A 21322-nucleotide genomic window follows, 5' to 3' on the forward strand; every position below is an offset into this window, starting at 1 on the left:
ATCCACCTTACAGCCCCAGCTTCTTGAGGATGTGGGCCACCTTCTCCTCGAGCGTGGCTTTCGTGAATGGCTTGACGATGTAGCCGGCGGCGCCACCCTGGGCCGCCGCCACGATGTCTTCCTTGCGCGCTTCGGCCGTGACCATCAACACCGGCAGGTGTTTCAGCTTCTCATCCTGCTTGATCTGCGTGAGCAGTTCGAAGCCGTTCATGTTGGGCATGTTGATGTCGCTCACGACAAAGTCGAAGCGGCCGTTGCGCAGCTTGTTCAGCGCGGCGACACCGTCTTCGGCCTCTTCAGCCTCGGTGTAGCCACTCTCCTTGAGCAGGTTGCGCACGATGCGGCGCATGGTCGAGAAATCGTCGACGATCAGAAAGCGTAGGTCAGCCACATTTGCCTCTTTTAGCGTGAGCGGGGGTTGGCAGGATCAGGGCGCATGGATCGGGCTCTCGATTCCTCATGACGTGCCGGGTGCGGCGGTGGTCCCGGCGGGAGGGCCGGTCTCCGCAGGCTGCGCTGGTGGCGCGCCCGCGGAGGGAGCTATTGTGGCACCACCGATCAGCCGCGCCTCGGCCTCGCGCGTGAGCACCGTCAGCGTGATGCGCCGGTTCACGGGGGCGCCCGGGTTCTGCCGATCCAGCAGGTTGCTGGCCGCCAGGCCGACGACGCGGCCCAGCCGCTCGTCCGGCATGCCGGCGGCCACCAGTTCGCGGCGCGAAGCGTTGGCCCGGTCGGACGACAGTTCCCAATTGCTGTAGCCGCGGTCGCCGTTGCCATAGGGCTTGTTGTCGGTGTGGCCAGACAGGCTGATGCGGTTTTCCACACCGGTCAGCGCGGTGCCGATCTCGCGCAGGATGTCGCGCATGTAGGGTTTGACCAGCGCGCTGCCGCTGTCGAACATGGGCCTGTTCTGGTCGTCCACGATCTGGATCTGCAGGCCATCCGGCGTGGTCTCCAGCCGAATCTGCGAGCGGTATTCGTTCAGCCGCGGGCTGGCCGTGATCATGGCCTCGATCTTGGCACGCAGGCTCTCGATGCGGCGCGCATCCTGGCGCGCCACCTCGGCCTTGGCCGCCTCTTCGGACATGCGCCGCTTCATCGGATCGTCGGACTGGCCGCGCATGGTCTGGCCGGTCTTCTCGGTCAGGTCTTTGCCGCCGCCGGGCAGGATGGAGTTGCTGGCCCCGGCGCCCGTGCCGCCCTGCATCGACACCTTCAGCGGCGCGCTGAAATAGTCCGACAAGCCCTTCTTGTCGCCCTCGGATGTGGAGCCCAGCAGCCACATCAGCAGGAAGAAGGCCATCATGGCCGTCACGAAGTCGGCATACGCAATCTTCCACGCACCGCCATGCACGGCGTGGCCCGACTTCTTGATCTTCTTGACGATGATCGGCTGTAGCTTCTTTCCGTCTCCGGCCATGGTTCAGCCCTCCGTTACTTCTTCTTCACGTGGGCTTCCAGCTCTGCGAAGCTGGGGCGCTCGGTCGAGAACAGCACCTTGCGGCCGAACTCGATTGCAGTCGACGGGTTGTAGCCCTGCATGCTGGCGAGCAGCGTGGTCTTGATGCACTGCAGCTCCTTGGCCGCGTCCTCGCTCTTTTGTTCCAGCAGGCCGCCCAGCGGCTCGACCACGCCGTAGGCCAACAGAATCCCGAGGAAGGTGCCGACCAGGGCCGAGGCGATCATGCCGCCCAGCACGGCGGGCGGCTGGCCCACCGAACCCATGGTGTTCACCACACCCAGCACGGCGGCCACGATGCCGAAGGCCGGCAGCGCGCCGGCCAGCCGTGCGATGGCGGCCACAGGGGCGTGCGCCTCCTGGTGGTGGGTCTCGATCTCGCTGTCCATCAGCGACTCGATCTCGTGCGCGTTCAGGTTGCCCGAGACCATCATGCGCAGGTAGTCGGTCATGAACTCCACCACGTGGTGGTCGCTGCCCACCGTCGGGTACTTCTTGAAGATCTCCGACGCTTCGGGCTCCTCCACGTCTTTCTCGATCGACATCAGGCCGTCCTTGCGCGCCTTCTGCAAGATGTCGTAGAGCAGCGCCATCAGCTCCATGTAGCGGGCCTTGGTGAACTTCGAACTCTTGAAGGCCGTGGGCAGCGCCTTCAGCGTGGCCTTGAGCACCTTGGGCTGGTTGTTCACGGCGAACGCACCGAGGGCGCCGCCGAAGATCGTGATCAGCTCGAACGGCAGCGCAGTCAGGATCACCTGGATGTTGCCGCCGTGAAAGACGTACACGCCAAAGATGCAACCCATGGCGACGACGTAGCCGATGATGACGATCATGAAGGGTGCTGCTGGGTTGTTGGGGTGGACCAGCCCGCGCCGCGCCTGGGACGGCGGCCGGTTCGACAAGGCTTATCTGCTTGCAAATGTATCGGATGGAGCGCGAGATACGAAGCGTTCTAAGCACGTATAAGCGCCTGAAACCACGGCCTGATCGGCGCGCCGTTGTAACAGTCGGCACACGGGCGGGCGGCTGTGGCGCTGGCCCGAGGCCCGCAATTGGCCGATGATTCGAACGCAATTCAAGCCATATTGCAGGCGAACAATCGCTATTCTCGGCAGCCAGATCCACGCCAGCACGCTGTGCCCATGCCGATGACCGAACTCCTTGACGCTGCCGCCTGGCCCGAGCTGCTGGAGCAGGCCATCGTGCGGCACCGCGCGTTCGACTTCGAGCAGGCCGAGCAGCTGTACCGCGCGGTGCTTGCGCAGCAGCCCGGTCACGCCGATGCGCTGCACAACCTGGGCGTGCTGTATGCGATTCAGCTGGGGCGCCCGCAGGACGCGCTGGCGCACTTCGAGGCGGCCTTGAATGCAGACGCGGCGCGGCCGCAGTTCTGGTTCAGCTATGTGGACGCATTGATCCGCGCTGGGCAGCCGGCGCTGGCGGAGCAGGTGTTGGAGATGGCGCGCGCGCATGGGTTGCAGCGCACGCAGGCCCAGAGCCTCGCCGAACGGCTGGCGCGCCGGCCCCCGGTGGTCGCCGCGCCGGCCCAGCCCGAGGCCCCGGCCGCACTACTGCCACCAGCCGAGCAGCAGGCCCTGGTCGATTTGTTCCAGCGCCGCGAGTGGGCGGCTGGCGCCGCACGTGCACAGGGCCTGCTGCAGCGCTATCCGGCCGACGCGTTCCTGTGGAAGTCGCTGGGCGCGATGTTGCAGGCGCAGGGGCTCAAGCACGAGGCCCTGGCGGCCAAGCAGCGCGCCGTGGCGTTGGACCCCGCCGATGCGGAGAGCCTGTGCAACCTGGGCCGCTCCCATTTCGAACTGGAGCAACGCAGCCCGGCGATCACCGCCCTGCGCGCTTCCCTGGCGTTGCGGCCCGACCATGCCGAGACACTCAACAACCTGGGCCTGGTGCTCAATGCCGAGGGCCAGGTGGCCGAGGCTGCGGCCCACTTCGAGCGCGCCGTGGAGCTGAATCCCCAGTTCGCCGAAGCCTGGAACAACCTGAGCGGCATCCATACCGCCCAGGGGTTGGTCGAACTGTCCATCGATGCGCTGTCGCGCGCGGTCCAGGCCAAGCCGGACTACCGGGTGGCGTTCGACAACCTGCTGTTCGTCATGAACTACCACCCGGACGCGACGGCCGAGCAGATCCAGCAGGCCTATGCCGCCTATGAAGAACGTTTCGGTGCGCCACTGCGCGCGTACTGGCCGGCGCATGCGAATCCGTCCGCAGACGGTCGGCGCCTGCGGGTGGGCTATGTTTCGCCGGATTTCCGCCACCATGCCTGCACCTTCTTCATGGAGCCGCTGCTGAGCGGCCACGACCGCAGCGCGTTCGAATTGTTCGCCTATGCCGAGATGCGGCAGCCCGGCGATGCGCTGACAGAGCGCTACCAGACCCTGGTCGACCATTGGGTGCCCACGCAGGACATGGATGCGCAGGCGCTGGCAGAGCGCATCCACGCCGACCGGATCGACATCCTGGTCGACCTGGCCGGCCATACCAAGGGCAACCGCCTGGACGTTTTCGCGCGCAAGCCCGCGCCGGTCTCGGTCAGTTGGCTGGGTTGCGCCAGCACCACCGGGCTGCGCGCCATCGACTACCACCTGACGGACGCGGCCAGCGCGCCGCCCGGTAGCGAAGCCCTGTTCTCCGAGGCGCCATGGCGCCTGCCCGGCGTGCCGTTCGCGGTGTACCGGCCCGGTGCCGGCATGGGCGACCCGGGGCCGCTGCCGGCCCTGCGCGCGGGCCACATCACGTTCGGAACCCTGACGCGCGGCGTCCGGGTCAACGACCACACCGTGCGCGCCTGGGCCAGGCTGCTGCAGCGCGTGCCGGACGCGCGCCTGGTCATCGACAGCCGCTCGTTCAAGGATCCGGTGCTGGCCGATGCGATGGCCGCGCGCTTCGCCCTGCATGGCATCGGGCGGGAACGGCTGGCCATCGGCTGCCACAGCCCGCCGTGGGATCTGCTGCGCACGATCGACATCGGGCTGGACTGCTTTCCGCACAACTCTGGCACGACCCTGTTTGAAAGCCTGCACCAGGGCGTGCCTTTCGTGACCCTGGCCGGCCGGCCCAGCGTGGGACGCATCGGCAGCGCCGTCCTGCAGGGCCTGGGGCGGCCCGAATGGATCGCGTACAGCGAAGACGAATACGTGGACAAACTTGCGGCGCTGGCGCAGGACCTGCCGGCGTTGGCAGAACTGCGCGGCGGGCTGCGTGCGCAGATGCAGGCCAGCGCGCTGATGGACGAGGGGGCCTTCGTGCGCACGGTCGAGCAGGCCTACCGGCAGATGTTCGCGCGGTGGCGCGAGCAGCATGCCGAGTCCGGCGGCGCGGCGCAGCCCGTGCCGGTGCAGCCCAGCCTGTCGGCCGATGCCGAGATCGCCGCGCTGCGCGCCGAACTTCTCTTCAACCAGGGCAATGCGCTGCATGCCCAGGGCAACGCAGCGGCAGCCGAGACGCGCTGGCGCGAAGCGCTCGCGCTGCGCCCGCAGCATGCGCAGGTGTGGAACAACCTCGGCCTGCTGCAGCAGGACCAAGGCCGCACGGCCGAGGCCGAGGCCTCGTACCGCGCCGCCCTGCAGGCGCAGCCCGACTACGCGCTGGCCCATCACAACCTGGGCAACCTGTTGCAGCATCTGGGCGATCTCGGGTCGGCCGTCGACGGCTACCGGCGGGCGCTCGCGCTGGGCCTGCAGTCGCAGCATTTGTTCGACAACCTGTTGTTCCTGCTGAACTACCACCCGGATCTGAGCGCCGAGCAGATCTACGCGGACTACCGCGCGTTCGATCGCTACTTCGGCGCGCCGCTGCGCAGCCAGTGGCGTGCGCATGCCAACGTGCGCGATGCGCGGCGTCGCCTGAAGGTTGGCTACGTCTCACCCGACTTTCGCCAGCATGCCTGCATGCGCTTTCTGGAGCCCCTGCTGCAGGCGCACGACAAGACAGCGGTCGAAGTGTTCGCCTATGCCGAACTCGACCGCGAAGACGACGTCACGGCACGCTACCGCCTGTCTGTCGACCACTGGGTGGCGACCCGGGGAGTGGACGACGCCGCAGTGGCCGAGCGCATCCGCGCCGACGGCATCGACATCCTGGTCGATCTGGCCGGCCACACCCGTGGCAACCGTCTGGGCGTGTTCGCGCGCAAGCCCGCGCCGGTCTCGCTGAGCTGGCTGGGCTATGCCTACACAACCGGCCTGTCCGCCATCGACTACTACCTGACCGACGAGGCCAGCGTGCCCGTGGGGGCTGAGTCGGTCTTTGCCGAGGCCCCGTGGCGGTTGCCGGTCGGCTTGGTGTTCCGCCCTGACCCTGGCATGGGCGAGCCCGGGCCGCTGCCGGCCGTGGCGTCGAACTGCATCACCTTCGGCACCTTGTCGCGCGCCATCCGCATCAACGATCACACCGTGCGTGTCTGGGCGCAGATCCTTCAGCGGGTACCGGGCTCACGGCTGGTCGTCGACAGCCGCAACTTCAGTGACGACGAGCCCTGCCGCCGCCTGCGAGCGCGCTTTGCCGAACACGGCATCCCGCAAGAGCGGCTGGCCATTGGCTGCCACAGCCCGCCCTGGGATCTGATGCGGACGGTCGACATCGGGCTGGACTGCTTCCCGCACAACTCGGGTACGACCCTGTTTGAAATGCTGTACCTGGGCGTGCCGGTCGTGACGCTGGTGGGGCGGGCGAGCGTGGGCCGCATCGGCAGTGCGGTGCTGCAAGGCCTAGGCCGGCCGCAGTGGATCGCACAGACCGAGGCCGAGTACGTCGACAAGGTCGTGGCCCTGGCGCAGGACCTGCCCGCCTTGGCCAGCGTGCGTGCGGGCTTGCGTCAGCAGATGGCCACCAGCCCGCTGATGGATGAGGCTGGGTTTGCGCGCACCGTCGAGCAAGCCTACCGCGCCATGTTCCAGCGTTACGTGGAGCGGCCCGCGGCGCCGCGCACCAGCTTGCACGGCAGCCCCACCCCACAGCAGATGCAGGCGTTGGCCGAACTGTTCCGCGCTCGGCGCTTCGTCGAGGGCGAGCAGATGGCCCGGGCCTTGACCGAGCAATTTCCCGACAACGGCTTCGTCTGGAAGGCCCTGGGCGTGATGTTGCAGCCGCAGGGCAAGTCTAGCGAAGCCATCATGGCCAAGCGCCGGGCCGCGCAACTGCTGCCGGACGACGCCGAGGTGTTCTGCAATCTGGGCCATGCGCTGCAGGACAGCGGTCGTTTCGCGGAGGCCGAACAGGTGTTGGCCCGTGCGTTGGCGCTCAAGCCGGCGTATCTGGAAGCCTTCAACAACCTGGGCATCACCTACCAGAAGCAGGGCCGGCACGACGCGTCGGTGCTCCACTTCGAACGGGCGCTGGCCGTGCAGCCGGGCCACGAAGACATCTACAGCAACATGCTGTTTACGCTGAATTACCACCCGGAGCGCAGCGGCGCAGAGATATTCGCGGCCTACCGCGAATACGACCGGCGTTTCGGTCACCCACTGCGCGGCATGTGGAAGACGCACACGAACGCCCGCAGCGCGGCACGCCGGCTGAAGGTCGGTTACGTGTCGCCAGACTTTCGCGAGCACGCTTGTGCACGGTTCCTGGAGCCCTTGCTGGCCGCGCACGACTGCCAGGCGGTCGAGATCTGGGCCTACGCCGAGCTGGTGCGCGAAGACGCAGCGACACAGCGTTACCAGGGCTATGTCGACCATTGGGTGCCCACGCGCGGCTTGAGCGACGCCGCCGTGGCCGAGCGCATTCGCGCCGACGGCATTGACATCCTGGTGGACCTTGCCGGCCACACGGTGGGCAACCGCCTCGGGGTCTTCGCGCGCAAGCCGGCGCCGGTCTCGCTGAGCTGGCTGGGCTTTGCCTACACGACGGGGCTGTCCGCCATCGACTACTACCTGACCGATGCCGCCAGTGCGCCCGAGGGGTCGGAGGCACTCTTCTCGGAGACGCCATGGCGGCTGCCGGTCGGCCTGGTCTATCGACCAGCTGCCGGCATGGGCGAAGTGGGGCCCCTGCCTGCGCAGCGCAATGGCTGCATCACGCTGGGCACGCTCACGCGCGCGGTGCGCATCAATCGGCACACGCTGCAGGCCTGGTCGCAGATCCTGGAGCGATTGCCGCAGGCCCGGCTGGTGGTCGACAGCTCGAGCTATGCGGACGCGTCCGCGCAGCAGGCCCTGCTGGCGCGTTTTGCCGAGTTCGGCATCGGGCCGGAGCGCCTGACCATCGGCTATCACAGCCCGCCGTGGGACTTGCTGCGTGGCATCGACATCGGGCTGGATTGCTTTCCGCACAACTCGGGCACCACGCTGTTCGAGAGCCTGTACATGGGCGTGCCCTTTGTGACGCTCGCCGGCCGGCCCAGCGTCGGCCGCGTGGGCAGCGCCGTGCTGAACGGTATCGGACATCCGGAATGGATCGCCCAGGACGTGGCCGGGTATGTCGACAAGGTCGTGGCGCTGGCGCAGGACTCGGCGCGACTGGCCTGCCTGCGCGCCGAACTGCGCCCACGCATGCGGGCGAGCCCCTTGATGAACGAGGTCGGCTTTGCGCGCGAAGTCGAGAACGCCTACCAGCAGATGTTCAGGCAGTGGTGCGCCACCGATGCCGACCCGCTGGTGGCACTGGTGCAACGTGCCCACGCGCTGCTCGACCGCGGCAGCGCCGAGCATGACCAGGGCCGGCTGCAGGAGGCCGAGGCCAGCCTGCGCCAGGCCTTGCTGCTCGTGCCCGAGTTTGCCGAGGCCCAAGGCACCTTGGGTTTGGTCCTGCAGGAAGCGGGGCGTCTGGAGGAGTCCGAAGCCAGCTACCGCAGCGCGCTGTCGCTGCAGCCGCAGTCGGCCACGACCCACTACAACCTGGGCACCAATCTTCTGGCGCAAGGTCAGCCTGCGCAGGCGGAGCAGGCCTTTCGCGATGCCCTTGCGCTGGAGCCCGCGTTCCCGGCGGCACGTGCGTATCTCGATCGGGTCGTGCAGGAGCAGGGGCGCTGGCTCGAGTCCGAGGTGCATTGGCGTGAGGCGCTGCGCGACAACCCGGAAAACATCACCGCGTATGTGCAGCTGAGTGTCGTGCTGCGGCGCCAGCAACGCCATGCCGAAGCGCTGGCCTGCCTGCAGCGGGCGCTGCAAGTGGACGCCGATGCCATCCCGGTTCACCAGCAACTGGCCACGGCTTACAAGGAGTTGCGCCGCTACGAGGAAGCCGAGAGCAGCAGCCGGCGCGCGCTGGCGCTCGACCCCGAGAGTGCCGTGGGATGGAACAACCTGGCAGAGATCCTCAGTGCCACCCAACGTCTCGAGGAGGCCGAGCGCGGCTACCGCAAGGCCTTGGCACTGGACCCGCAACTGGCCCAGGCCCATGCCAACCTGGGGGTGGTGCTGCAGGGCCAGGGGCGCCTGCAGGAGGCCGAGGACAGCATGCGTCGGGGGCTGGCGCTCAGGCCCGACGACATGGTGGCGCATGGCAACTTGCTGTTCGTATTGAACTACCACCCGGGCAAGACGGCCGAGCAGGTCTTCGACGAGTACAAGCTGCATGACGCTCAGTTCTACGCGCGGCATCGCGCCAGCTGGCGCGCGCATGCCAATCCACCAGCCCAGGGACGGCCGCTGAAAATCGGCTACGTTTCCCCGGACTTTTGCAATCACTCCTGCATGTACTTTCTGGAGCCTTTGCTGGCCCGGCACGACCATGCGAGCGTCACGGTGTATGCCTACGCCGAGCTGCAGCGCGAGGATGCGGCCACGGCGCGCTACAAGCAGATGGTCGACTACTGGGTGCCGACACGCGGCATCAGCGACGCAGCGCTGGCCGAGCGCATCCGGGCCGACGGCATCGATGTGCTGGTGGACCTGGCCGGCCATACCGCCGGCAACCGGCTTGGCGCGTTCGCGCGCAAACCGGCACCGGTCTCGGTCAGCTGGCTGGGCTACGTGAGCACGACGGGGCTCGCTGCCATCGACTACCTGCTGAGCGATATCTGGCATGCGCCCCCTGGCAGCGAGCACCTGTTCTCTGAAGAACTCTGGCGCATGCCGTCGAACTGGGTCTACCGCCCACCGGGCAAGGCGCAGACCGGCGAGCCCGGCGCGCTGCCTGCCGAGCGCAATGGCCATGTGACCTTCGGTACGCTGACGCGCGCGATCCGCATCAACGACGCCACCGTGCGGGTCTGGTCGGAGCTGCTGCGCCGTGTACCGAATGCCCGGCTGGTCGTGGACAGCCGCAGCTACACCGAGCGGCACAACCAGGATGCGCTGGCCGAGCGCTTCCTCACACACGGCATCGGACGCGACAGGCTGCTGATCGGCTGCAGCGCCTCGGGCTGGGACGTCTTGCAGCGCATCGACATCTCGCTGGACTGCTTTCCGCACAACTCGGGCACGACACTGTTCGAAAGCCTCTACATGGGCGTGCCGTTCGTGACGCTCGCGGGGCGTCCTGGCGTAGGGTGCGTGGGCAGTTCCGTGTTGCACGCGGCGGGCTATCCCGAATGGATCGCGGCCGACGAGCAGGCCTACATCGACAAGGCCGTCGCCCTGGCATCGGACGTGCCGCACCTGGCGGCGCTGCGCGTCAGCTTGCCCGCCGCGTTGCAGCGCAGCCCTTTGATGGACGAGCCGGGTTTTGCGCGACAGGTTGAATCCAGCTTGCGCGCCATGTTCGTGCGCTGGGAACAGGAGGACAAGACATGAAAGCCGTGATCCTGGCCGGTGGCCTGGGCACCCGCATCTCCGAGGAGACGCATCTCAAGCCCAAGCCCATGATCGAGATCGGCGGCAAGCCGATGCTCTGGCACATCATGAAGCTGTATGCGGCGCATGGCGTCAACGACTTCGTGATCTGCTGTGGCTACAAGGGCTACGTCATCAAGGAGTACTTTGCCAACTACTTTCTGCACATGTCGGACGTCACGTTCGACATGGTCAACAACCGCATGCAAGTGCACGAGAAACATGCCGAGCCCTGGCGCGTCACCCTGGTCGACACCGGCGACGACACAATGACTGGCGGGCGCTTGCGGCGCGTGGCCGACTATGTGCGGGATGACGACGCCTTCTGTTTCACCTACGGCGATGGCGTGGCCGACGTGGACATCGCTGCCGAGATCGCGTTCCACCGCGCCCATGGCAAGCTGGCCACGGTCACCGCCGTGATGCCACCGGGGCGCTATGGTGCATTGGTCCGTGACGGCGCCAGCGTGCAAGGGTTCATCGAGAAGCCACGCGGCGATGGTGGCTGGATCAATGGGGGTTTTTTCGTGCTGTCGCCTCAGGTGATCGCGCGTATCGCCAGCGACGCTACCAGCTGGGAGCTGGAGCCACTCAATGGCCTCGCCGCCGATGGGCAGCTCGAAGCCTTCGAGCATCGCGGCTTCTGGCAGCCCATGGACACGCTGCGCGAGAAGAACATGTTGGAAGACCTCTGGCAAAGGGGCAAGGCCCCCTGGAAGTGCTGGTGACATGCGACTGAACTCCGATGGCTGGCGCGGCCGGTCCGTGTTCGTGACAGGCCATACCGGCTTCAAGGGAAGCTGGCTCGCGCTGTGGCTGCAAGGCCTGGGCGCGCAGGTGCACGGCTATGCGCTGGACCCTGCGACCACGCCCAATCTGTTCGAGCTTGCGCAGGTAGCGCAGGGGCTGGCCAGCGACACACGCGCTGACCTGGCCGACCGCAGCGGCCTGCAGCGCGCTTTGGAGGCGGCCCGGCCTTCGGTCGTGCTGCACCTGGCGGCCCAGGCGCTGGTGCGGCCGGGCTATGCCGATCCGCTCGGCACCTTTGCGACGAACGTCATGGGGACGGCCCATCTGCTCGAAGCGGTGCGAGCGGTGGCCAGCGTGCAGGCCGTGGTCGTCGTCACGACCGACAAGGTCTATGACAACCGCGAATGGATCTACCCCTACCGCGAGGGCGACGCATTGGGCGGCCTTGACCCCTACAGCGCGAGCAAGGGCGCGGCCGAAATCGTGGCGGCCAGCTACCGCGCCAGCTTTTTCGCGGCGGGCGCCTGCGTTGCCACCGCGCGTGCAGGCAATGTGATCGGCGGGGGCGACTGGTCGCCAGAGCGCCTGGTGCCCGACTGCCTGCAGGCCTTTGCCGCCGGGCGGCCGGTTGAACTGCGCTACCCCCAGGCTGTGCGGCCGTGGCAGCATGTTCTGGAGCCGCTGGGCGGCTACCTGGCGCTGGCCGAGCGACTGCTGGCGGCCGACGGCCGGCGTGCGGCCAAGGCCTGGAACTTTGGCCCGGAGGCGGGCGGCGACGCCTCGGTCGGCGAGGTCGCGCAATCGCTCGCGCGGCTGTGGGGCGGCGCGGCGCGTGTGGACTGTCCCGAAGGCGCCGCGCATCCGCACGAGGCTGGCCTGCTGCGCCTGGACATCACCCAGGCCCGGGTCGAACTCGGCTGGTGCCCACGCTGGAGCCTGGAGCAATCGCTGGCCACCACGGTGGAGTGGTTCCGGGGCTGGCAGAGAGGCGACGATGCCGCGGATCTGTGTCGTGCGCAGATCCGTTCGTATGGCGAGGCTTTGGGGAGTGCGCCATGAGCGATGCCGAGCGCTCCACGCAGAGGTTCGATTTCGCGCAGACGCCGCTGGCTGGCGTCTGGCTGGTGCGGCGCAAGCCCATTGCCGATGCGCGTGGGTTCTTCGCGCGCGCCTACTGCGCTGAGGAATTCCGGGCCATCGGCGTGACGCAAGGCATCGTCCAGATCAACCATTCGCAGTCGCGCAGCGCGGGCACCGTGCGTGGCCTGCATTTCCAGCACCCGCCGCACCACGAGACCAAGATCGTGGGCTGCCCGGCCGGCCGCATCTACGACGTGGCGGTCGACCTGCGACCCGGCTCGTTGACCTATCTGCAGTGGTTCGGCGCCGAACTGTCGGAGCAGAACCGGCAGAGCCTGGTGATCCCTCCCGGCTGCGCCCATGGTTTCCAGGCCCTGGTCGACGGGGCCGAAGCGCTGTACTTCGTGACGGCGCCCTACGAAGGCCCGGCCGAGGATGGGCTCAACCCATTTGACCCGGCGCTGGCCATCCGTTGGCCCTTGGCCGCGACCGAGGTGTCCCCGCGTGACGCGCAGCGCGCGCTGATCGACCGGGCTACGTACGCAGGGATCGCGAGCGTCGATCCTGCAGAGGAGAAGACATGAAGATTGCCGTCACCGGCGCCAGTGGCTTCATCGGTCGCCATGTGCTGGCGGCCCTGCGTGCTCACGACGTGGACGTGGTGGCCGCGTCGCGGCAGTCGCCCGCCATGGACCCGCCGTCACCGCGCCAGCGCTGGGTGAGCCTGGACCTGTCCCGACCGCCGCCGCAGGCCTATGCGCATCTGGGCCGCCCGGACGTGCTGCTGCACCTGGCCTGGCAGGGCCTGCCGAACTACCGTGAAGCCCGTCATGTGGATGAGGAGTTGCCGCGCCAGTTCGCGCTGCTGCAGCATCTGGTCGAGGCCGGTCTGCCGGCGATGGTGGTGGCAGGCACCTGTTTCGAATACGGCATGCAGTCCGGCGCCCTCCATGAAGGCCTGCAAACGCACCCCGACAACCCCTACGGCGTTGCGAAGGACCAGTTGCGCCAGCGTCTGCAGGCGCTGCAGGCGAAGCATCCGTTCGCGCTGACGTGGGCGCGCTTGTTCTACATGTATGGCGAGGGCCAGCCCGTCAATTCCCTGTATCCGGCACTGCGCACCGCAGCGCAGCGTGGCGATGCGGGCATCGACATGTCCGGTGGCGAGCAGCTGCGTGACTACCTGCCGGTGCAGGAGGTGGCTCGCACGCTGGTCCGCCTGGCGCTGGCACCGCGCGAGCGCGGCGTGCTGAACCTCAGCTCGGGCACGCCGGTCTCGGTGCGTGCCCTGGTCACGCGCTGGATCGAGCAAGAGGGCTGGACCATCGCGCCCGCCTGGGGCCGCCGCCCGTACCCAGACCATGAGCCCATGGCGTTCTGGGGCGAGCGCCAGCGCCTGGATGCGGCGTTGGAGTCGATCGCATGAGCCGGGCCCGCGAACTGTTCCGCGTGGATGCGCTGCCCGTGCTGCAGAACCGCATGTTCGCCGACCGCGCGTCGGCGCTGGCCTGCGCGCGGGGCGACATGCGGCTGGTGCAGGCCGCCGACACGGGCCTCGTCTACAACGCGGCGTTCGACCCATCCTTGCTGGTCTATGACGAGCACTACCAGAACGAGCAGGGTATCTCTGCCGTGTTCGGGCGGCATCTGGCTGCCGTGACGGCGATCCTGCAGCGTCATTTGGGTGGCCAATCGCTGATCGAGGTCGGCTGCGGCAAGGGCGCCTTCCTTGAGCATCTGCAACGCGCGGGCTTCGAGATCACCGGCATCGACCCAGCCTACGAAGGCCAAAACCCGGCCATCGTGAAGGCTCGCTTCGAGGCCGGGCTCGGTCTGTCGGCCGATGGCGTGGTCATGCGGCACGTGCTGGAGCATATGCAGGATCCCGTTGGCTTCCTGTCAGCCATCGCCCATGCCAACGGTGGTCGCGGGGTGGTGTACATCGAAGTGCCGTGTTTCGACTGGATCTGCCGGCACCGTGCCTGGTTCGACATCTTTTACGAGCACGTCAACTACTTCAGGCTCGGCGATTTCGAGCGGATGTTCGGGCGCGTGCTCGAAAGCGGGCGCGTGTTCGGCGGGCAGTATTTGTATGTGCTTGCCGATCTGGCGAGCTTGCGCCAAAGCGTGGCCGATGCGGCCAGCGCCGTGGCCTTCCCCGCAGATTTCCTGCAGGGCATCGAGGCGGCGGCGCAGCGGGCTGCCATGGGCCGGGCCACCGTCTGGGGCGGCGCCTCCAAGGGCGTGATCTTCACGCTGCACCTGCAGCGTCGGGGGGTGACGCCGGCCCGTGTCATCGACATCAGTCCGGCCAAGCAAGGCAAGTACCTGGCGGCCAGCGGGCTGCAGGTGTTGTCGCCCGCCGATGGCATCGCCGCAATGCGGGATGGCGACGACGTGTTCGTGATGAATTCCAACTACCGCGACGAGATCGTCGCGCTGACCCACAACCGTTTCAACTACCTTTCCGTGGAGTATGGACATGAACTTTGACCAGGAAGTCGCCCAGCGCATCAAGGCCAATGGGCGGGACCACACCCTGCGCGCTACGGCGCAGGCCTTCATGCAGGCGTCGCTGGCGCCCAAGTACTCCTACAACTTCTCATGGATGGGCCGGCCCATCATCCAGTACCCGCAGGACATCGTGGCCATGCAGGAGTTGATCTGGCGCGTCCAGCCCGACCTGATCATCGAGACGGGCATCGCCCATGGAGGCTCGCTGGTGTTTTCGGCGGCCATGCTGGAGCTGAATGCGGCCTGCGGGGGGCCTGCGGACGCTCTGGTGTTGGGCCTGGACATCGACATCCGCGCGCATAACCGCGCGGCGATCGAAGCCCATCCCATGTCCAGGCGCATCACGATGGTCGAAGGCTCCAGTGTCGCGCCAGACATCGTGGCACAGGTAGCGCGCGTCGCGGCGCAGCGGCGCCGAGTTCTGGTCTGCCTGGACAGCAACCACACGCACGCGCATGTACTGGCCGAACTGCAGGCTTACGCGCCGATGGTGACGGTGGGCAGCTACTGCGTGGTGTTCGATACAGTCGTCGAGGACACGCCCAAGGAGGTGTTTGCGGACCGCCCCTGGGGCCCCGGTGACAACCCCAAGACAGCCGTGCATGCCTATCTGGCGTCGGCGCCGGGATTTGAGATCGACGAAGCAATGGACAACAAGCTGTTGATCTCCGTCGCGCCGAACGGGTTTTTGCGGCGTGTGGCCTGAGGCGGGAGCACCAGCATGATTGCGCCGCAGCCGGTGGCGTTCATGCAAATCGACCTCAACAACGCGCCGGCCGAAATCGGCGTGCCGGAGGTGTTGTCCGACCGGCGGTCGCCCACCCCACCGCCAAGGCATCGCCGCTGGCCGACGTCGAGGATTCCGTGCGTGGCACGCGGCGACGGCAGCCGCCTGATCCGCGAACAAGGCTTCATGCCCAGCAAGGGCGGCATCGTGATCGAGGATCTAAACCCAGGACCGCTAAGCCCGGCTATTTGGGCGCGCGCGGGCAACCCTTGGCAATCGTGACGCCCCGCGTGATCGACTGGTAGCGGCCATCGGCCTTCATCTGCGCCAGGGCCTGCGAGAACTGGGCCGCCAGTGCCTTGCCTCCCTCGGTGCCCTGGAACGCGTAGTAGACGTCCTGGCGCGAGACGGGCCGTTGCGGGTCGTATTGCATCTGCGCCGTCATGCCCAGCGCTTCGAAGGCCTTGACGCCGGTCTTCTCGTCGAGCACGAAGGCGTCCAGGTGCCCGGCCACGAGCTTTCGGATGTTGGCCTCGTCGGAGGGGCCGGCCTCGACGGTGTAGGTGGTGTTCTCTGTGACCTCACGGTCATACGGGTAGCCGCGCGTGATGCCGACCCGCTTGCCCTTTAGATCGTCCAGCGCCTTGAGAAAAGGCGCGCCCTTGCGCGTGAAGACGAAGTCTTCCTTGCAGTCCAGCGACTCGGCCGACCGGGTGATGGTCTGGCCGGGCGCGAAGTTGATGTCCAGCGCCGGGAACAGCCCCGCCACACTGCCCTCTGCATAGCTGTGGGCGGCCCGGGGCGGCGGCATGATCTTGATGTTGACCGCCTGGCCGGTCACCTTGGCAATCTCGCGCGTGAGCTCGATGAACAGGCCCTGTGTCTCGCTTTCGACGTGCACGGGGATGGGGAAGGTGGCCAGGTCCACGGCCGCATGCGGCGTGGACATCGCGGCCAGCAGGGCCAGGGGTACGAACCATCTGCGCATGATGCGAATCTCCAGCGGTGATGAACCTGACCGATGAACAGCTGACCCAAATGCCTGTTGGCGTGCGGCGCCAAGCGCGGTCTGCTCAGGCTGACCGGGCGGCTTGCGGTCCAGCCCGCAGCCTGGTCTGCACGACCTGCAGCGCCTGCTCGAAATCGAATGCGGCCAGGCTCTCGCGCAGCGTCCCCAGGGCCGGCCCCAGCAGTGCAGCCAGCGCCTGCGCGTGCTGCTCCAGGTAGTCCAGGGCCTGGGGGTCATCATCCTCCAGCAGGCTCGCCAGTTCCAGCAGCACCTGCTGGGCGCGGCCCGCGTCCGGCGCGTCGGGTGGCCCGTGCGGCGGCGTGCTGCGGCGCGCTTCGAAGCGGTCCAGGCCGGCCATCATCTCGCCCAGGGGCTGCTCCAAGGCCAGCAGCAAGGGCGCCAATGCCTGGGGCGGCGCGGCGGCCAGCGCCTGTTCCACTGCCTGGGCGAGCCGGGCCAGCTGGTGGGCGCCCAGGTTGCCGCAAACGCCGCGGGCGGTGTGGGCCAGGCGCTCGGCGCGCGGCAGATCGCCCTGGGCCACGGCGCTGCGGATCTGCGCCACCACGTCTCTCTGGGCGTTGGCAAAGCGCTGCAGCAGGGAGCGGTAGAGCAAGCGGTTGCCGGCCACGCGGGTCAGGCCATCGGCGCAGTCCAGGCCCGGCAGTTCAGGCAAGTCGACCGGCGCTGCGGCCTGGTGCGGCTCGGGGGCGGGCAGGGCGGCTGGGGCCTGCTGCGGTGGGCGCACCCAGGTCTTCAGCGCCGCCCACAGCCGGTGCGGTTCGATCGGCTTGGTCACGAAATCCTGCATGCCCGCACCCAGGCACCGCTCCACGTCGCGCTGCATGGCGTTGGCCGTCATGGCCACGATCGGCAGCGTATCGAACTGCGGCTGCCGGCGGATCGCCTGGGTGGCGGTGATGCCGTCCATCACCGGCATCTGCATGTCCATCAGCACCACGTCGAACGGTGCCGTCTGCAGCCGGTCCAGCGCGATCTGCCCGTTGCCGGCGATCTCCACGATGAAGCCGGCACCGCGCAGCAGCTCGCCTGCCACTTCCTGGTTGATCTCGTTGTCCTCCACCAGCAGAACCCGCGAGCCGGCCAGCGCGGCCATCTGCACGCTGTCGTCGGGCGCCTCCGGCCGGGCTGCCTGCTGCGCGGCGCGCCAGTGGTGTTGCAGGCGCATCAGTTCGCCATGCAGGCTGCCGGCATCCAATGGCTTGTGGAGCACGCCGTCGAATGGCCCGGTCGCCGCATGCGCGCCTTGCAGGCTGTGCCCATCGGCCGGGGCACCTGCGGGGCTGGCCAGCAGCACGATGCCGGGCCAGTGGGCGGCGTTCGCAGGTCGCTGCAAGGTGGCCATCAAATGCGCATCGCACAGCGCCTGGTCGACCAGCACCAGGTCGACATCGGGCAGTGGGCGGGCGAGCCGCGCGGCGTATTCGAACGCCAGTCCGAGGTTGCGTGTCCAGCGGGGCAGCTCGACGGGCGCAAGCGTGGGGGCCAGCAGCAGCAGCCGGCTGGCCCGGCGGGCGGCGGGCGATTCGGTGCGGGGCGGTGGCGTGCCCAGCGCGGCGGTGAACCAGAAGCTGCTGCCCACGCCCGGCGCGGACTCGATGCCCACGGCGCCACCCATCAGGCTCGCCAGCCGCTTGGCAATCGCCAGGCCGAGCCCGGTTCCGCCGTGCTTGCGGGTGATGGAGGCGTCCACCTGCGAGAAGCTCTGGAACAGCCGCCCCTGCTGTTCTGAGTTCATGCCCACGCCGGTGTCGATCACCGTGCAGCGCAGCAGCACGTTCGTGCCGGTCTGTTGCTCGCCGCGCGCGACCAGTGTGATGCGCCCCTGCTCGGTGAACTTGATGGCGTTGTTGCAGTAGTTGATCAAGATCTGCCGGAACCGCAGCGGATCGCCGATCAGCATCTTGGGCACGCTGGCATCCACGTCTACCACGAATGCCAGCCCCTTGGACTGCAGCTTCTCCGCCATCATGTCGCTGATGTCCTGGAACATCTGGTCGATCGAGAACTCGACGGCCTCCATGTCCAGCTTGCCGGCCTCGATCTTGGAGAAGTCCAGGATGTCGTTGATGATGCCCAGCAGATGGTCGCCCGAGCCCAGGATCTTCTTGACATGGTCACGTTGGCGCAGAGTGAGGTCGGTCTTGAGCAGCAGGTGGCTCAGCCCGAGGATGCCGTTCATCGGTGTGCGGATCTCGTGGCTCATATTGGCCAGGAAGTCCGACTTGACTTGGGCGGCAGACTCTGCGGCCTCGCGCGCCTCGCGCAGTTCGGTCACGTCGTAGAACCAGCCGAGCGAACAGTCGATGGCCTCGTACGTCAACCGCAGCACGGACACCATGGCCCACAGTGGTTGACCTTCCGCATTGCGCAGCTCCAGCATCCGCGGTTCGCTCACGCCCTGAGCTGTCGTCAGGCCGTCGGCGAGCCGCTGAAAATCGTCCGCATGGGCGTAGATGTCCTGGGCCGACGCGCCGTCACCTGGCGACTGGAACAGGTCGTGAAAGCGCGCATTGGCAAACAGAGTCTTCTTGGTGGCGTAGTCGACGATGCGCACGGCGATCGGGCTGTTTTCCAGCATCGCGCGCAACTGCTGCTCCCGCGCGGCCAGGGCTTGCGCGCGTGCGTCCGATTCCTCGATGGCCGCGCGAAGCTCCGAAGTGCGGCTGGCCACCGCGCCCTCCAGCGTCTGGTTGGCGTGGTTGAGCGATGCCTTCGATTCCAGCAGCCGCCGCCATACGTCGTTGAATGTGTTGACCAGCAGCCCGAGCTCGTCCTTGCCCGGGTAGTCGATGGGCTTGTACCGCGCGGCACCGTCATCCATGTCGAGCCGGGCGATCGAGGCGGCCAGCCCGGTCAGCGGCCGGCTGAGCTGCCGGGTGACGACGAGGTAGACCGCCACCCATAGCCCGGCGCCGACCAGCAGACTGTTCAGCGCCAGGGCCAGCAGGCTGGCCTTCAGGCGGCCGAAGATGACCTCGAACCCGGAATAGACCTTCAGCTCGCCGATGAAGGCGTCCGGCTTGGACGGATCCAGCGAGCGCAGCGGGATGGTGTGCACCGAGAACCGCTGCCAGAACGGCTGCGCACCCGGGTTGTCGTCCGCCGGAATGGTGCCGCCGCTGGCCTGTATTTGGCCGTTCGGCCCGCGCACGGCCACGCCACTGACAAAGGTGAAGCGTGCGATGCCCTCGGTCAGCGAGGCCACCATCGGCTGGTCGAAATTCCACAGCGCCTGCTGAAAGCCCGGCGTGAACGAATACTCCAGGCTCTGCAGGTCGCGGGCGATGCCTTGCTGGACCGCCTGATATTGCAATGTCCCCTGCAGGCCCGACGCCAGTACCACCAGGACGGCATACCAGGCAAAGACGTGTCGCAATAACTTGCTGGACAACGGAACCATGGGCCAGTGGGCGCTCAGGCGCGCAGGTCGGGGAGGGGAGGCGATTTAATTATGCGCTCGGCTCTCCCAAAAAAAAGGCCGCTTGCGCGGCCTTGGAAGGGAGAACCACCTCGCAGGGGTCAGGGGAACATCACTGTTGCAGCAGCTGCAACACCTGCTGCGGCAACTGATTCGCCTGCGCCACCATGGCGGTGCCGGCCTGCTGCAGGATCTGGGTGCGCGACAAGTTGGACGTTTCCTTGGCGAAGTCAGCGTCGACGATGCGCCCGCGGGCTGCCGCCAGGTTCTCGATCTGAATCTCGATGTTGGCGACCGAACTCTCAAAGCGGCTCTGCAGGGCGCCCAGATCCGCACGTGCGCGGTTGACCTGGTCCAGTGCGCTGTCGATCCTTTTGAGTGCAATCCACGCATTGCGCTGCGTGTCTACCGTGAGGGTGTCGATTCCGAGAGATTCCGTGGTGGTGTCAGTCGAATCGATTTCGGTGGCAAGCGGCCCACCGGCCACGCCGAAGTTGGTGGCGGTGAAGCCGCCGCTCAGTGTCATCGTGACGGCGTCGCCCAAGGAGTCCACGCGCGACGACACGATGTCGATGGTGTAGGCGCCTGCAGCGTCCTGCGCCAGGAAGGCCGTGACGCCGGTGTCGGCAGACTTGCGGTTGATCGCCTCGATCAACTGGCCCATGCGTTCCGTGCCGGAGCTGGCCTGCTTGATCGGCCCCAGGGCCCAGGTGGTCGTGCTGTCGGTGATGGACAGCACGGTGCTGTCGGTAATCGCCCCGATGTCCGTGATCGCGGTGGCCTGGATGCCGGTGGTCTGGGTATAGGAGTAAGCAATGTCGCCCAGGCCCGCGGCGGTGGTGTTGACCAGCGCGCCGACGGTGATGTTGTCGCCGGAATTCGCCCCCACCTGGAACACGGCGCCGGAAAAGCTGCCGTCCAGGATCTTGGTGCCGTTGAACGTGGTCTGCTTGGCCACGCGATCGATTTCATCGGTCAACTGCTTCACTTCGGCCTGCAGCGCGGCGCGGTCCGCCTTGCTGTTGGTAGCGTTGGAGGATTGCACGGCCAGTTCGCGCATGCGCTGCATCATGTCGCCGACCTTGCCCAGCGCGCCTTCCGCCGTTTGTGCGAGCGAGATGCCGTCGTTGGAATTGCGCGCCGCCACGGTCTGGCCGCGCACCTGGGTGTGCATGCGCTCGGCAATCGCCAGGCCTGCGGCATCGTCCTTCGCGCTGTTCACACGCAAGCCGGACGACAGGCGTTGCATGGACGTGGCCAGCGAGCCCTGTGACGTGCTCAGATTGCGCTGGGCGTTGAGGGAAACGACGTTGGTGTTGATCGTTGCAGCCATTGAAATGCTCCTGGGGTGTCTTGGGTTGTGGGCCGGTAGGTCGCCGGTGGCGGCGTCTGCACCCGCTGACGTCCACTTCCCTAGGCGTGAGAGAAATTGTGGAGACCCGTGCCGAAGTCATACGGGCGAAAAGCGTTCAAAAGTCCCGCCTTTTCCGCTCAACCTACAAACAAGCCCTCAAGTTTTGAGCCACGAGCCCGAAAACCTGTGCAATGGGTCCCCAGAAGGGTCCCGTTGACCGGCACAGCGGGGGCATCACCAGATGTTTCAAGC

The 21322-nt window shown here is 67.2% G+C and carries 14 protein-coding genes; 8 read left to right on the plus strand and 6 right to left on the minus strand.

Going from position 1 to position 21322, the window contains the following annotated elements; all coding sequences use genetic code 11:
- Nucleotides 1–7 precede the first annotated feature (7 nt).
- From cheY to motA, 3 genes are all read right to left on the minus strand, one after another.
- The gene (gene cheY, locus AC099J_RS03315) at nucleotides 8–391 is read right to left on the minus strand and encodes a chemotaxis response regulator CheY (protein ID WP_479613769.1); all 384 of its coding nucleotides are present in this window, start codon (nucleotides 389–391) and stop codon (nucleotides 8–10) included.
- A gap of 66 nt (nucleotides 392–457) precedes the next feature.
- A complete protein-coding gene (gene motB / locus AC099J_RS03320; RefSeq protein ID WP_479613770.1) occupies nucleotides 458–1420 on the minus strand; it encodes a flagellar motor protein MotB in 963 nt (320 codons plus the stop codon).
- A gap of 14 nt (nucleotides 1421–1434) precedes the next feature.
- Nucleotides 1435–2292: a flagellar motor stator protein MotA gene (motA, locus tag AC099J_RS03325; RefSeq protein WP_479613771.1), complete on the minus strand. Its 858-nt coding sequence runs from the start codon at nucleotides 2290–2292 to the stop codon at nucleotides 1435–1437.
- 315 nt (nucleotides 2293–2607) lie between these two features.
- On the opposite strand from motA, the gene AC099J_RS03330 reads away from it, so the two are divergent.
- Genes AC099J_RS03330 through AC099J_RS03365 form a run of 8 tightly spaced genes read left to right on the plus strand, consistent with a single transcriptional unit; the run spans nucleotide 2608 to nucleotide 15550 of the window.
- Nucleotides 2608–10158, plus strand: a complete 7551-nt coding sequence (locus AC099J_RS03330; RefSeq protein ID WP_479613772.1) for an O-linked N-acetylglucosamine transferase family protein — start codon at nucleotides 2608–2610, stop codon at nucleotides 10156–10158.
- On the plus strand, nucleotides 10155–10925 hold the full coding sequence (gene rfbF / locus AC099J_RS03335; protein WP_479613773.1) for a glucose-1-phosphate cytidylyltransferase: 771 nt from the start codon (nucleotides 10155–10157) through the stop codon (nucleotides 10923–10925). The genes AC099J_RS03330 and rfbF overlap by 4 nt, the downstream gene beginning before the upstream one ends.
- Before the next feature lies 1 nt (nucleotide 10926).
- Complete coding sequence (gene rfbG, locus AC099J_RS03340) at nucleotides 10927–12006, plus strand: CDP-glucose 4,6-dehydratase (protein ID WP_479613774.1); 1080 nt, start codon at nucleotides 10927–10929, stop codon at nucleotides 12004–12006.
- Nucleotides 12003–12611: a dTDP-4-dehydrorhamnose 3,5-epimerase family protein gene (locus tag AC099J_RS03345; RefSeq protein ID WP_479613775.1), complete on the plus strand. Its 609-nt coding sequence runs from the start codon at nucleotides 12003–12005 to the stop codon at nucleotides 12609–12611. The genes rfbG and AC099J_RS03345 overlap by 4 nt, the downstream gene beginning before the upstream one ends.
- The gene (locus AC099J_RS03350) at nucleotides 12608–13453 is read left to right on the plus strand and encodes an NAD-dependent epimerase/dehydratase family protein (protein WP_479613776.1); all 846 of its coding nucleotides are present in this window, start codon (nucleotides 12608–12610) and stop codon (nucleotides 13451–13453) included. The genes AC099J_RS03345 and AC099J_RS03350 overlap by 4 nt, the downstream gene beginning before the upstream one ends.
- Entirely contained in the window at nucleotides 13450–14520 is a 1071-nt protein-coding gene (locus tag AC099J_RS03355) for a class I SAM-dependent methyltransferase (protein WP_479613777.1), read from the plus strand. Before AC099J_RS03350 ends, AC099J_RS03355 begins: the two co-directional genes overlap by 4 nt.
- Complete coding sequence (locus AC099J_RS03360) at nucleotides 14510–15247, plus strand: cephalosporin hydroxylase family protein (RefSeq protein ID WP_479613778.1); 738 nt, start codon at nucleotides 14510–14512, stop codon at nucleotides 15245–15247. Before AC099J_RS03355 ends, AC099J_RS03360 begins: the two co-directional genes overlap by 11 nt.
- Before the next feature lie 15 nt (nucleotides 15248–15262).
- On the plus strand, nucleotides 15263–15550 hold the full coding sequence (locus tag AC099J_RS03365) for a hypothetical protein (RefSeq protein WP_479613779.1): 288 nt from the start codon (nucleotides 15263–15265) through the stop codon (nucleotides 15548–15550).
- On the opposite strand, the gene AC099J_RS03370 is transcribed toward AC099J_RS03365, so the two are convergent.
- From AC099J_RS03370 to AC099J_RS03380, 3 genes are all read right to left on the minus strand, one after another.
- Nucleotides 15513–16256, minus strand: coding sequence for a substrate-binding periplasmic protein (locus AC099J_RS03370; protein WP_479613780.1), 744 nt, complete (start codon nucleotides 16254–16256; stop codon nucleotides 15513–15515). The two genes, AC099J_RS03365 and AC099J_RS03370, sit on opposite strands and share 38 nt — an antisense overlap.
- 85 nt (nucleotides 16257–16341) lie before the next feature.
- A complete protein-coding gene (locus AC099J_RS03375) occupies nucleotides 16342–19698 on the minus strand; it encodes a response regulator (protein ID WP_479613781.1) in 3357 nt (1118 codons plus the stop codon).
- 130 nt (nucleotides 19699–19828) lie between these two features.
- Nucleotides 19829–21049, minus strand: a complete 1221-nt coding sequence (locus AC099J_RS03380; protein WP_479613782.1) for a flagellin N-terminal helical domain-containing protein — start codon at nucleotides 21047–21049, stop codon at nucleotides 19829–19831.
- Between the last annotated feature and the right edge of the window lie 273 nt (nucleotides 21050–21322).

Source organism: Rhodoferax sp. RT4P68, assembly GCF_056521305.1.

Bases quoted from the DNA above. Each gene is read 5' to 3' on its own strand.
- motB (WP_479613770.1), bottom strand. From the start codon at position 1,420: ATGGCCGGAGACGGAAAGAAGCTACAGCCGATCATCGTCAAGAAGATC.
- motA (WP_479613771.1), bottom strand. From the start codon at position 2,292: ATGATCGTCATCATCGGCTACGTCGTCGCCATGGGTTGCATCTTTGGC.
- AC099J_RS03330 (WP_479613772.1), top strand. From the start codon at position 2,608: ATGACCGAACTCCTTGACGCTGCCGCCTGGCCCGAGCTGCTGGAGCAG.
- rfbF (WP_479613773.1), top strand. From the start codon at position 10,155: ATGAAAGCCGTGATCCTGGCCGGTGGCCTGGGCACCCGCATCTCCGAG.
- rfbG (WP_479613774.1), top strand. From the start codon at position 10,927: ATGCGACTGAACTCCGATGGCTGGCGCGGCCGGTCCGTGTTCGTGACA.
- AC099J_RS03345 (WP_479613775.1), top strand. From the start codon at position 12,003: ATGAGCGATGCCGAGCGCTCCACGCAGAGGTTCGATTTCGCGCAGACG.
- AC099J_RS03350 (WP_479613776.1), top strand. From the start codon at position 12,608: ATGAAGATTGCCGTCACCGGCGCCAGTGGCTTCATCGGTCGCCATGTG.
- AC099J_RS03355 (WP_479613777.1), top strand. From the start codon at position 13,450: ATGAGCCGGGCCCGCGAACTGTTCCGCGTGGATGCGCTGCCCGTGCTG.
- AC099J_RS03360 (WP_479613778.1), top strand. From the start codon at position 14,510: ATGAACTTTGACCAGGAAGTCGCCCAGCGCATCAAGGCCAATGGGCGG.
- AC099J_RS03365 (WP_479613779.1), top strand. From the start codon at position 15,263: ATGATTGCGCCGCAGCCGGTGGCGTTCATGCAAATCGACCTCAACAAC.
- AC099J_RS03370 (WP_479613780.1), bottom strand. From the start codon at position 16,256: ATGCGCAGATGGTTCGTACCCCTGGCCCTGCTGGCCGCGATGTCCACG.
- AC099J_RS03375 (WP_479613781.1), bottom strand. From the start codon at position 19,698: ATGGTTCCGTTGTCCAGCAAGTTATTGCGACACGTCTTTGCCTGGTAT.
- AC099J_RS03380 (WP_479613782.1), bottom strand. From the start codon at position 21,049: ATGGCTGCAACGATCAACACCAACGTCGTTTCCCTCAACGCCCAGCGC.